This is a genomic window from Tolypothrix sp. PCC 7601 (genome assembly GCF_025677855.1).
Classification (GTDB): Bacteria; Cyanobacteriota; Cyanobacteriia; order Cyanobacteriales; family Nostocaceae; genus Aulosira; species Aulosira diplosiphon.
In genome coordinates this window covers 6,579,985-6,592,167 of sequence record NZ_CP064879.1, presented here as the reverse complement: position 1 = coordinate 6,592,167, position 12,183 = coordinate 6,579,985, and the positions used below count along the sequence as shown (strand labels likewise).

General features: G+C 41.6%; 9 protein-coding genes. 5 read left to right on the top strand and 4 right to left on the bottom strand.

Annotated elements, in window-relative coordinates; all coding sequences use genetic code 11:
- Positions 1–159: 159 nt before the first annotated feature.
- The 3 genes from metX to HG267_RS26545 form a co-directional block, all read right to left on the bottom strand.
- Entirely contained in the window at positions 160–1,236 is a 1,077-nt protein-coding gene (gene metX / locus HG267_RS26555) for a homoserine O-acetyltransferase MetX (RefSeq protein WP_045872236.1), read from the bottom strand.
- A gap of 103 nt (positions 1,237–1,339) precedes the next feature.
- Complete coding sequence (locus HG267_RS26550; protein ID WP_045872235.1) at positions 1,340–2,644, bottom strand: O-acetylhomoserine aminocarboxypropyltransferase/cysteine synthase family protein; 1,305 nt, start codon at positions 2,642–2,644, stop codon at positions 1,340–1,342.
- A 163-nt stretch (positions 2,645–2,807) separates the two neighbouring features.
- On the bottom strand, positions 2,808–3,047 hold the full coding sequence (locus tag HG267_RS26545) for a WD40 repeat domain-containing protein (RefSeq protein WP_052335300.1): 240 nt from the start codon (positions 3,045–3,047) through the stop codon (positions 2,808–2,810).
- Positions 3,048–3,545: 498 nt separating this feature from the next.
- On the opposite strand from HG267_RS26545, the gene glyS reads away from it, so the two are divergent.
- Complete coding sequence (glyS, locus tag HG267_RS26540) at positions 3,546–5,696, top strand: glycine--tRNA ligase subunit beta (RefSeq protein WP_045872234.1); 2,151 nt, start codon at positions 3,546–3,548, stop codon at positions 5,694–5,696.
- Positions 5,697–5,785: 89 nt separating this feature from the next.
- The gene (gene murD, locus HG267_RS26535; protein ID WP_045872233.1) at positions 5,786–7,171 is read left to right on the top strand and encodes a UDP-N-acetylmuramoyl-L-alanine--D-glutamate ligase; all 1,386 of its coding nucleotides are present in this window, start codon (positions 5,786–5,788) and stop codon (positions 7,169–7,171) included.
- Positions 7,172–7,419: 248 nt separating this feature from the next.
- Here murD and HG267_RS26530 read toward each other — a convergent pair whose 3' ends face one another.
- Complete coding sequence (locus HG267_RS26530) at positions 7,420–8,172, bottom strand: alpha/beta fold hydrolase (protein ID WP_045872232.1); 753 nt, start codon at positions 8,170–8,172, stop codon at positions 7,420–7,422.
- Positions 8,173–9,104: 932 nt separating this feature from the next.
- Here HG267_RS26530 and HG267_RS26525 point away from each other — a divergent pair.
- The 3 genes from HG267_RS26525 to HG267_RS26515 all read left to right on the top strand — a co-directional run bounded on the left by HG267_RS26525 (position 9,105) and on the right by HG267_RS26515 (position 12,106).
- Positions 9,105–10,136, top strand: a complete 1,032-nt coding sequence (locus HG267_RS26525) for a FecCD family ABC transporter permease (protein WP_045872231.1) — start codon at positions 9,105–9,107, stop codon at positions 10,134–10,136.
- Complete coding sequence (locus HG267_RS26520) at positions 10,133–11,173, top strand: FecCD family ABC transporter permease (RefSeq protein WP_045872230.1); 1,041 nt, start codon at positions 10,133–10,135, stop codon at positions 11,171–11,173. Before HG267_RS26525 ends, HG267_RS26520 begins: the two co-directional genes overlap by 4 nt.
- Positions 11,174–11,302: 129 nt before the next feature.
- Positions 11,303–12,106, top strand: a complete 804-nt coding sequence (locus HG267_RS26515) for an ABC transporter ATP-binding protein (protein WP_045872229.1) — start codon at positions 11,303–11,305, stop codon at positions 12,104–12,106.
- The last annotated feature ends 77 nt before the right edge of the window (positions 12,107–12,183 follow it).

Here is a 12,183-nt window from a genome sequence, read left to right as displayed (position 1 = left end):
TTGCTTCATTTCGCTTCCCTTCTCCTGACGGAGACGCTACGCGAACGGGACGCTACGCGAACGCTACATTCGCAATGACATTGTGTAATTAATTTTGTGTAACTACTTATGGTAGATAAATTACAAATAAAAATTAACCCTATTTAAGATAATTACGAATTACGAATTACAAATTTTGAATTCTAAATTTAAAGCTTGGCGGAAGCGAATTATTAGTTTGTTTAGTGCATCTGTATCAATTAAAAATGCATCGTGACCGTAAATTGAAGTTAGCCAAGCTATTTGAGCGTTGGGGATAAAATCGGCTAATTCTTGTTGTTCAATTGGGGGATAAAGAATGTCAGAATCAATACCGACAACTAAAGTAGGTTGTTGAATACTTTGCAAAACAGATTCATAGTCTTTACCTTGAGCAATATCATGATGATCCATTGCTTTGGTAAGAGTAATGTAGGTATTGGCATCAAATCTATCTACTAGCTTTTGACCATGATGTTGTAAGTAGCTAGCGATCGCAAATTGCTCGGCAGATGCATCATACTGCCGTCCAAAGCGTTCTGTAAAGCTGTGCCAATAACGGTAAGTACTCATCGCCATCATCCGCGCTACGGCTAATCCTTGCTTTGGCGGCTGTTCTTCTGTGTAGTTACCACCTTTCCAGTGAGGATCTGCATAGATAGCTTGTCTTTGGGCTTCACTCAATCCGATACACCAAGCTGAATGTCTACCGGAAGTGGCAATGGGTGCGATCGCTTTCACTATTTCTGGATATAATAAAGCCCACTCTAGTACTTGCATTCCACCGAGGGAACCACCAATTACTAGTTGTAGAGATTTAATTCCCAGATATTTAATTAGTTCCGCTTGTAAACGCACCATATCGCGAATTGTGATGACGGGAAATGATGCACCGTAAGGGATTCCGGTTTGGGGATTGATGCTAGTAGCGCCCGTAGTGCCGTAACAACTTCCTAAGATGTTGCTACATAAGATAAAATCGCGATCGCTATCTAGTGCTTTTTTGGAACCTAATAAATCTTTCCACCAGTCATCTGCATCGGCTGAACCAGTTAAAGCATGACAAATCAGCACTCCATTATCGCCTTGTGAGTTTAACTTTCCCCAAGTCCGATAAGCGACTTGAACGCCAGTTAAGACTTCACCTCCCTCTAATTCAAACGGCTGGGAGAGATGGTAATACTGAGTTTGCGGTGAAATGAAGTGCTGGTATTTCATTTATATTAGGGCATGGGTCATAGGGCATGGGGCATAGGGAAGAATAGGAGAAAATCACTAACTATGGACAAATGACAAATGACAAATGACAAATGACCAATAACTAATGACTAATCTTCCCAAATGCTTGCTCGAAATCTTCTTTGATATCGTCGATATGTTCAATACCAACTGAGACGCGGACTAAATCGGGTGTGACACCGGCGGAAACTTGTTCTGTATCGCTTAACTGTTGATGGGTTGTAGAAGCTGGATGAATGACGAGAGTTTTTGCATCGCCAACGTTTGCTAGATGGCTTGCTAATTTCACATTATTAATGAAGGTTTTACCTGCTTCTAATCCGCCTTTGATACCAAAGTTTAAGACTCCACCAAAGCCATGTCTAAGATATTTTTTGGCTCGCTGATGATAAGGATGCTGGGGAAGTCCAGGATAATTAACCCAGGCTATTTGTGGTTGCTGTTCTAACCACTGGGCTAATTCTAGAGCATTGCTGACATGGCGATCCACACGCAGAGATAGAGTTTCTAACCCTTGTAATAACAGAAAGGCGTTAAATGGACTCAATGAAGGGCCAAAATCCCTTAACCCTTCAACTCTGGCGCGGATGATGAAAGCAATATTGCCAAAAGGACTACCGACACCAAACACTTCTTGGAAATTCAGCCCATGATAACCTGGGGATGGTTCAGTAAAGATAGGGAATTTACCATTACCCCAGTCAAATTTACCAGAATCGACAATTACACCGCCAATCGAGGTGCCGTGACCACCAATCCACTTAGTTGCAGATTCCACAACAATATCTGCACCATGTTCAATTGGTCGCGCTAAATACCCACCAGCACCAAAGGTATTATCAACAATGAGGGGAATGCCATTTTCGTGAGCAATATGAGCTAAAGCCGCAAAATCGGGAATGTTGAATTGGGGATTACCAATGGTTTCAACATACAATGCTTTGGTGCGATCGTCGATCGCCTGACGGAAACTTTCTGCGTCGTCGCCTTCCACAAATTTGACGTTGATTCCTAAACGTGGCAGAGAAACTTTAAATTGGTTATAGGTGCCGCCATATAAAAAACTGGTAGAAACAATATTATCTCCAGCTTGAGCGATGGTACTTAAAGCCAAAAATTGTGCAGCTTGACCGCTAGAAGTGGCTAATGCGGCGACACCTCCCTCTAAAGCAGCTATTCGCTTTTCAAATACATCCGTTGTCGGATTCATAATCCGAGTGTAAACGTTACCAAACTCTTGCAGAGCAAACAACCGCGCCCCATGATCCGCATCATCAAAAACATAAGATGTTGTTTGATAAATTGGTACAGCACGGGCATTAGTTCCGGCGGCTGGTTCTTGTCCAGCATGGACTTGCAAGGTTTCAAAGCGATATTTTTCCGACATAGACAATTATCTGCATCAAATATATTTTTCTTTTGTAGCGCCAATAATTAACTATAAGTCTATCGGCTTTTAGTATTTTATCAGCCTAGGCTTGAAGCGCAAGGGGAAGAAGCATTGCTTAACGTTAACTAGTAATTAGACAGCTTGGCTGCTGATGGACAGGCTACATACGCCAAATCTTGATGGACTTATCGCCACTACCACTGATGAGAGTTTTACCATCTTTACTCCAAGCTAAAGCATAAATTCCACCACCATGACCACTCAATTTATTGACTACTTTTACAGTTTTCAAATCCCACAATTGAATTTCTCGGGATAAACTGCCGATAGCAAAAGTTTTGCCATCAGGACTAATAGCTACAGCATTAACAGGGTCAATTCCTATAGAGAAATTATGCATTAATTTTCCGGTTTTCAAGTTCCAGATTTTAATGTTTTTACCATCAGTTTCTTGTAGTGGTAGTTACTGTGAGGGCTTTGAAAATAGAAGATTGCGTTTTCATAGGTATTGAGTAGAGCAACTTTTTGGTAATGCTGTATCAACTTCACTACTGATAAATGAAATTCCGGGTGAAATAAGAAAATTTTCTCGTTTCCCTAGCTCCAGGGAAACGAGAAAATAAAAATTGTTCCCTACTGCACGTTTTCTCTACGATTAACTTCATCAGGCTATAGGTAAAAATCGGAAAAGTCCCAAAAAAAGTAGAAAATTCAGGAACTTCCAAAAATTAAATTATCCAGGCTTCACTACGAAAGCGATGCTCGTCATTCTGCCTCCTCTGCTCCCTCTGCGAAAACAGCGATACGGTATTTTTTTATTTGGAAAGCCCCCAAGGGAGCAGTCAGCATGACAGGCGAGGTAAACTGTTGAAACTGACTGTTTTAGATAAACTGCCTTATGCCGGAATTTTTATTGGAAGTTGGAACAGAAGAACTACCTGCAAGCTTTCTGGGGGATGCCATAGTACAATGGCGATCGCTAATTCCTCAAAGTCTTTCTACTCACAGCCTTACTAGTGATGCAGTGGAGGTTTACGGGACTCCGCGACGGTTGGCGGTACTGATTAAAGGTCTACCATCTCGGCAACCAGACAGGGAAGAGGAAATTAAAGGCCCTCCCGCACAAGCAGCTTTTAAAGATGGTAAACCCACACCAGCCGCCTTGGGATTTGCGAAAAAGCAAGGTGTGGAAATCGAAGCGCTGCAAGTTCGCCCCACTGACAAGGGCGATTTTGTGTTTGTCAACAAAAGCATTGCTGGTCGTCCCGTAGCGGATATTTTAACAGAACTGGTGCCGCAGTGGATTTATGCTTTAGAAGGTAAGCGGTTGATGCGCTGGGGCGATGGGGATGTGCGCTTTTCCCGCCCGATTCGCTGGCTGGTGGCTTTGTTAGATGCAGAGGTATTGCCGATTGAGTTGGTAAATGCTTCTAAGGTAGTGAAAAGCGATCGCATTTCTCGTGGTCATCGTGTCTTACATCCGGAAACGGTCACCATTTCCCAAGCTAATGATTATGTTAGCACTCTGCGGTCTGCTTTTGTGGTCGTGGATGCTGAGGAACGCACCACAACTATCCAAGAACAAGTGAAGGCATCAGTCCAAACGTTAAGCGGTGCTACGGAAATTTACCCAGATTTATTAGCCGAAGTGACAAACTTGGTTGAGTATCCTTCTACGGTGGTGGGTAAATTTGAAGACGAATTTTTGAACTTGCCGACGGAGGTGATTACTACGGTAATGGTCAGTCACCAGCGTTATTTCCCCGTATTTAAAACTGAAAATAGCAAAGACTTATTGCCCAATTTCATCACTATTTCTAACGGCGATCCTAGCAAAGCCGATGTGATTGCTGTGGGTAATGAAAGGGTAATTAGAGCTAGATTAGCCGATGGGCAATTTTTCTATAAAACTGATTTAGCTAAACCTTTAGAAAGCTTTTTACCACAGTTAGAAAAAGTCACTTTTCAAGAAGATTTGGGTTCTCTACGGTTAAAGGTAGATAGAATCGTCAAAATTGCGGGACAAATTGCTAACCAACTGCAATTAACCGAAACTCAACGCCAAAATGTTCACAAAGCTGCATTGCTGTGTAAAGCTGACCTTGTCACCCAAATGGTTTATGAATTCCCTGAATTACAAGGGGTAATGGGCGAGAAGTATGCTTTAGCCAGTGGCGAAAATTCCGAAGTTGCTAGAGCAATTTTTGAGCATTACTTACCCAGGGGCGCAGATGATATTTTACCGGAAACACTTACAGGTCAAGTTGTCGGTTTAGCAGATAGATTAGATACCTTAGTTAGTATTTTTGGTCTAGGTTTAATCCCCAGTGGTTCCTCAGATCCCTTTGCTTTGCGTCGGGCTGCAAATGCTGTAGTTAACATTACCTGGTCAGCAAATTTACCAATCAATTTAGCTGAGTTATTAGCACAAATTACCAGCGATTTTGTCACTGCATATAACAAAGACCAGGCATCATTAATTACCTCATTGCGCGAATTTTTCTTGCAACGTATCCGCACCCTCTTGCAAGAAGAAAAACAAATTGATTATGACCTGGTAAATGCCGTTTTAGGAGAGAATGACCCCGAATATACGGAACGGACACTCAAGGATTTATTAGATGTCCGCGATCGCGCTTTATACTTGCAGCAAATTCGCCGCGATGGTACTTTAGATACCATCTATGAAACTGTTAACCGTTCCACAAGGTTAGCTGCCCAAGGTGATTTGGATACCGCACAGTTAGAACCAGCTAACCTAGTTCGGCAAGAACTCTTCCAAAAGTCCTCAGAAGCAGCTTTCTATAATGCCATAGTCGAATTGGTACCCCAGACCCAAGCTGCACAGCGATCGCGTAATTATGAGCTGCTAATAACAGCATTAAGTAAAATCGCACCTACTGTAAGTACCTTTTTCGATGGTGCTGATAGCGTGTTAGTAATGGACTCCGATCCAGAAATTAAACGCAATCGGTTAAATTTGTTAGGACTACTTCGCAATCATGCCCGTGTTTTAGCGGACTTTGGTGCAATTGTCAAAAATTTGTAGCTTAAATAAACAAAAAGTAGGTGTAATTTTTGCCAATAAACGCTACGATCAGTAGTGCTTAACCAGGGAGACTCTGCTACACACAATCTATGCCTAGATCTGCTGTCATTGGATTAGGAAAATCCGGTATTGCTGCGGCAAGATTGTTGCGACGGGAAGGCTGGGAGGTGGTGCTAAGTGATAGTAACACCTCCGAAACCCTCCTCAAACAACAACAAGAACTTGCTACAGAAAACATAACTGTAAAATTGGGGTACTCCCTAGAATTCAATACAGCTGATTTACCGCAATTAATAGTTGTCAGCCCTGGTGTACCTTGGGAGATTCCGGTATTAGTTCAAGCCAGAGAATTAGGTATTGAAACTATCGGTGAAATGGAACTGGCTTGGCGATATTTACAAACTCCACCTTGGGTAGGTATTACTGGCACAAATGGTAAAACTACTACTACTGCTTTAATTGCAGCAATTTTTCAAGCTGCGGGTTTAGATGCCCCTGCTTGCGGTAACATTGGCTATGCAGCTTGCGAAGTTGCTTTAGCTGCAAAACAGCCAGATTGGGTAATAGGAGAAATCAGTAGTTATCAAATAGAATCTTCTGTAACTCTCGCGCCGAGAATAGGTGTTTGGACGACATTCACGCCAGATCATCTCAGTCGCCACAAAACTTTAGATAATTACTATAAAATTAAAGCCCAGCTCTTACATAAATCGCAACTACAAGTATTCAATGGCGATGATGCCTATTTGAGTAAAGTAGGTTTAAGTGATTGGCCTGATGCCTATTGGACAAGTGTCAAAGGTCAAGATTACCTCATAGGTGACAAAGGCTTTTATATTGAAGATGGCTGGGTAATAGAAAAATTGTCTGCAACCTCCACACCAGAACCGATTGTAGAAGCCTCTGCTTTGCGGATGGTAGGAGAACATAACCAGCAAAACCTCCTCATGGCAGTTGCAGCCGCAAGATTAGCAAAAATTGATGCCGATGCGATTTCCCGCGCTATTCGCGAATTCCCTGGTGTAGCCCATCGTTTAGAGCATATCTGCACTTGGGAAGGTATTGATTTTATCAACGATAGCAAAGCCACCAACTACGATGCAGCGGAGGTTGGTTTAGCATCGGTGAAAAGCCCAGCAATTTTGATTGCCGGTGGTGAAGCCAAAGCCGGTGATGACACAGGCTGGTTAGCCAAAATTCAAGCCCAAGCCGCCGCCGTTTTATTAATTGGTAACGCCGCCCCAGCATTTGCCCAACGTCTGCAAGAGGTGGGGTATGCTAATTATAAAATTGTGGAAACGATGGACAAGGCAATTCCCCAAGCCGCAGAATTAGCCAAAAAGCACCAAGCTACTGTCGTGCTGCTTTCTCCAGCTTGCGCTAGTTTTGACCAATATCCCAATTTTGAAGTACGGGGCGATCATTTCCGCCAACTTTGCTTGGATTGGGTGGGAATCAAACCAATGCAAATTTAAAAATTCGGCGTTGCATAAATACAGTAGCTTTCATTTCGGCTAGTTTGCGGTTAGCTTTGGTATCAGTAACACCAGTTGAGAGGTAATGACGTTTACCCTCAACCCTGATTTTTCAATACTTTCAGGGTTGCTCACAACTCTTACACCCAACCAACATTGACGATTTAGTTTCAGCGCAAGTTATCAATAATATTTAAAGCTTGGAATAAATTAATAGGGGTGTATCTACGCCCCTAAATAAAAACTGGCTAATTTATCAAATTCGGAGAAACAATTTGAGATGGCAGTATTGTTTGAAAATGAGATGTTTGCCAAAAATTTAATATTTGTTCCCCGACTTTTTGCGGATAGAAATAATGAAAAAAATGATGCCCTCTTGGACATTCCCAGAGATAATCTTCAGGTTTAAACCACTTTGACCAGCCTAATAATGCAGGTGAACTGACAATTGGATCATTTTTGCTACCACATACCATCATAGGCATAGAAACTCCATCTTGAGGTAAATCAATTAACTTGAATAGAGAATGTGATAAGGGAGACTGTTCTAAATCTTTATTTAACACCGCCACTAGCTTTTTAGTAGTGTAATGTGGTTGTTCGCCAAAGAGATTGCGAACATTCATTGCTAAAACCTGCTCACGGCTGATAGTAAATAGTTGTCTTTGCAGATAGTAGTGAGCGTGCCAAGTATTTGCAGGTTGAGAAGCGACAGCTAGGAGAGTGAGCGATCGCACTTTTTGCGGGTAGCGCCTTGCATAGATTAATGCGATCGCACCACCCGCACCATGACCTGCTAAATGTATGGAATGGGGACATTGTGACAAATACTCATGCAATAAACTTACAGCCTCATCTATCGAACTACCTTCATCTTTACCGTGACGATATTCCCACTGAGCCACATTCATATATTGCGATATATGTTGTAACAATGGTTGATCGAAACGCTGCAATACAGTACTAGAATTGACCCACACAACATCAATATCATCAGACATAAAAACTCTCAAACCTCAAAAATTAAGTAACTTCAAAACCACAAATATAGGAATCCGCTTTGATTCGGAGAAATTATTTGCGTAGGGAGGGAACAGGGAACTCTTAACAGGGAAGAAGAAATAAAAGTGTACTTAGTTTTTTTCAAAAATCAAATATAAGTCCTATACATACAGAGTTATACCAATTCAAAATTCAACCAGTTAGAGATCATGGTTGTGGTGTGTAAATACTTATTGATATAGATATTCAATAAGCTCCGAGCATATCTTATCAGATTAATTGAGATTTATTTGCAGTAATTTTAGGAGAATTTTTGTCAAACTTACCGTGAGCTAGTCAGGATAACGTATTTACAGCTACTCTAGAATGCCAAATCAGGGTGAATAACAGTAAAAAATGGATATTTGGCAAATATACTCAGGTAAATACCCTTTATACTTGGGATATATTGAGTTTCAACTTCATTTTACCTTGCTTATCTTATTTGAGAGCAAAGAAGTAGCTCGGGATTTGACAATAATTTTGCTTAAATAGTTGATATTTATTATTAATAATGACTCTGGGAATTAAATATTATGCAGATTTAGGAGGCTGCGATCGCGCTCCTTGAATATGACTGTGCAACTATCAAAGGCTGTCTCAGGTTAGTTGCTTTCCCCAACTTTATATTTGCCAATATGCAGATCACCTCGTCTTCTGTTCATGAAACAAACACAGAAGCAGTTGAAAAAAACTACTAATAAGTATAAAGTATAATCTTGAGACTGATCGCTCATTTGAGGCTGCAAAGCTAAATATGAAAGGGATGTACCTTGTATACATACTCAGTAGTTCTATAAAAATTCTCAATTAAGATGTTGGGATTGCAAATGTCAAAGAGGACACAACTAGCTTAACTAAATGAAGATAATTTTCAATTAATCAAAAGATAATGACAAGAGCAACCACAGCATCGCCCCGGAACTGGAACAAACCGAAAATATCGCCATTAGCGGGTCTAATTCTGGGCATACTGATTCTGCTAACTTGCTTGGTGTACAGTGTTACTTTAGGGGCAGCAGAAATATCTATAAACAAGATTCTAGAATCCTTCCTCATCTTTGATGGTTCTTACGAACATCTAGTGATTCAGACAGTGAGATTACCGCGATCGCTCATTGCGCTGCTGGTAGGATCGGCTTTGGCAGTTGCTGGCGCATTAATGCAGGGTTTGACACGCAACCCCTTAGCAGACCCAGGGATTTTGGGTATTGAGTCAGGAGCCGCATTAGCTGTAGTTGCCACAATTTTTGTGTTTGGTAGTCCCTCTGTCAGTGTTTTAACCATTGTGGCGTTTGTGGGTGCAGGCGCAACCGCAATGTTAGTCTACGTTCTAGCCTCTCTAGGAAAAGGAGGAGCTACACCATTAAATCTCACCGTAGCAGGTGCAGCACTCACGGCTTTGATTTCTTCCCTCACCACGGCGATTCTCATAGTTAGTCAACGCACCTTAGAAGAAATTCGCTTTTGGTTAGCTGGTTCCCTAGCTGGAAGGGATATCAATATATTGTTGTCAGCATTACCTTTCGTCGTGATTGGCTTAGTGGTAGCCTTTGCCCTTGGTAGACAAATTACAACCATGAGTCTGGGGGAAGATGTAGCCAAAGGCTTGGGTCAACAGACTCTTTGGGTGAAAATTGCCACTGCGATCGCAATTGTATTACTGGCGGGAAGTTCCGTGTCTCTAGCCGGGCCAGTTGGCTTCATTGGCTTAGTCGTTCCCCATATCGTGCGCTTTTTTATCAAAGCCGATTACCGTTGGATTTTGCCTTATTCCGCAATAGTTGGTGCCAGTTTACTGCTAGTTGCAGATATAGCAGCGCGTGTATTACTCAAACCCCAGGAATTACCCGTGGGAGTAATGACAGCATTGATTGGCGCACCCTTTTTTGTCTACTTGGCTAAATCGAAGGTGAAAAAATGAAATTGGATTGGCTAGTCATCCGTTCCGAGGCGATATCTTTTCGCATAGACCGACGTGTACCTTTGATGCTGCTATGTTTGGCAGTAGCGGTTATGGTAGCGATGGTGATGAATTTAGGACGGGGTGAGTATCCGATTTCGCCCTTAGATATCGTCAAAACTTTGTTGGGTATAGATACAAGTAACCCAGATCATGGGTTTGTGATTTACAATCTGCGCCTACCTCGTACCCTCGTAGCTTTCATGGTAGGAATGGCATTAGCTATTTCTGGGACTATCTTTCAAGGGATTGCGCGTAACCCATTAGCCGATCCTGGCATTATTGGGATCAATGCAGGAGCAAGTCTAGCAGCCGTTGCAGTAATTGTATTATTTCCATCAACACCCATTTATACTTTGCCTTTATCAGCCTTTGTTGGTGCTTTATTAATGGCTGGTTTAATTTACTCCTTAGCTTGGAACAATGGTAGTTCTCCGGTTCTGTTTATTTTAATGGGTGTGGGATTATCTGCGATCGCCAGCGCATTCACCAGCTTATTAATTACCTTTGGCGATATTTATAGCGTCAGTGATGCTTTGGTGTGGTTAGCTGGTAGCGTCTACGGACGCACCTGGGAACAAGTCTTTTCCTTCTTACCTTGGTTAATTATTTTTATCCCAATGGCGATGATATTAGCCAGACATTTAAATGTCTTAAATTTGGGAGATGATGTTGCCAAAGGTTTAGGTACTCGTGTGGAATGGCAACGGGGTTTACTTGTCCTAGTCGGTGTAGCCTTAGCAGGTGCAGCCGTCGCCACAGCGGGAATGATTGGCTTTGTAGGATTAATTACACCCCATTTAGGCAGACAGTTAGTAGGTACAAATCATCAAGGTTTAATTCCCACTTCTGCATTATTAGGCGGAATGCTGGTTGTGGCATCAGACTTCTTTGGAAGAACTATATTTGCACCTATCGAAATTCCCTGTGGAGTGGTAACTGCTGCGATTGGCGCACCTTATTTTCTCTATTTATTAATTCGCAATCGCAAAAAATAGTCAACAGTCAACAGTCAACAGTCAACAGTCAACAGTCAACAGTCAACAGTCAACAGTCAACAGTCAACAGTCAATAGTCAACAGTCAACAGTCAACAGTCAACAGTCAACAGTGAATATAATAACAACTATGAAAGGATTATCCACCAAAAGTTTGTCTTTAGCTTACGATGGCGTGCCTATTATCCGAGACTTAAATTTAGCAATTCCCACGGGAAAAATTACGGCTTTAGTGGGCGCGAATGGTTGCGGTAAATCAACTTTATTACGAGGTTTAGTGAGATTGCTTAAACCTATTGGTGGTACCGTATATCTTGATAGCACTTCGATTTTTAATTTGTCTACTAAAGAAGTAGCACAACAATTGGGAATTTTACCCCAAAGTCCAGTAGCACCAGAAGGATTAACAGTCAGAGATTTAGTTGCTCAAGGTCGTTATCCTTATCAAAATTGGTTGCAGCAGTGGTCAGCTAAAGATGAAAGAATTGTACAACAGGCGCTCTTAATTACAGATTTATTAGAGTTAGCAGATAGAGCCTTAGATACCTTATCTGGCGGACAACGCCAACGTGCTTGGATTGCAATGGCACTGGCGCAAGATACAGATATTTTACTATTAGATGAACCGACTACTTTTTTAGATTTAGCACATCAAATAGAAGTTTTAGATTTGTTATATGAATTAAATCAGTATCAAGGACGAACCATTGTCATGGTGCTGCATGATTTGAATCAGGCTTGTCGTTATGCGGATTATCTAGTTGCTGTGAAACAAGGAAGAATTTTTACGGCTGGCGAACCAAAACAAGTAATGACTGAAGAGATGGTAAAAGAGGTTTTTGGTTTAGAATGTCGTGTTGTTTCTGATCCAGTTTTGGGAACACCCATGTGTGTACCTATAGGACGCAAGGGCAAATTAAGAAGTAAAAAGTAAAAAGTAAAAAGTAGTAGGATGCGTTAGCAGCGAGAATACGACATCATCGCCAAAGCTTTTCGTGCATTACGGCTTAC

What these genes read in the sequence shown, in the direction of transcription:
- HG267_RS26520 (WP_045872230.1), top strand. Translation starts at nt 10,133, where the DNA reads ATGAAATTGGATTGGCTAGTCATCCGTTCCGAGGCGATATCTTTTCGC.
- HG267_RS26530 (WP_045872232.1), bottom strand. Translation starts at nt 8,172, where the DNA reads ATGTCTGATGATATTGATGTTGTGTGGGTCAATTCTAGTACTGTATTG.
- glyS (WP_045872234.1), top strand. Translation starts at nt 3,546, where the DNA reads ATGCCGGAATTTTTATTGGAAGTTGGAACAGAAGAACTACCTGCAAGC.
- HG267_RS26525 (WP_045872231.1), top strand. Translation starts at nt 9,105, where the DNA reads ATGACAAGAGCAACCACAGCATCGCCCCGGAACTGGAACAAACCGAAA.
- HG267_RS26550 (WP_045872235.1), bottom strand. Translation starts at nt 2,644, where the DNA reads ATGTCGGAAAAATATCGCTTTGAAACCTTGCAAGTCCATGCTGGACAA.
- HG267_RS26515 (WP_045872229.1), top strand. Translation starts at nt 11,303, where the DNA reads ATGAAAGGATTATCCACCAAAAGTTTGTCTTTAGCTTACGATGGCGTG.
- murD (WP_045872233.1), top strand. Translation starts at nt 5,786, where the DNA reads ATGCCTAGATCTGCTGTCATTGGATTAGGAAAATCCGGTATTGCTGCG.
- metX (WP_045872236.1), bottom strand. Translation starts at nt 1,236, where the DNA reads ATGAAATACCAGCACTTCATTTCACCGCAAACTCAGTATTACCATCTC.
- HG267_RS26545 (WP_052335300.1), bottom strand. Translation starts at nt 3,047, where the DNA reads ATGCATAATTTCTCTATAGGAATTGACCCTGTTAATGCTGTAGCTATT.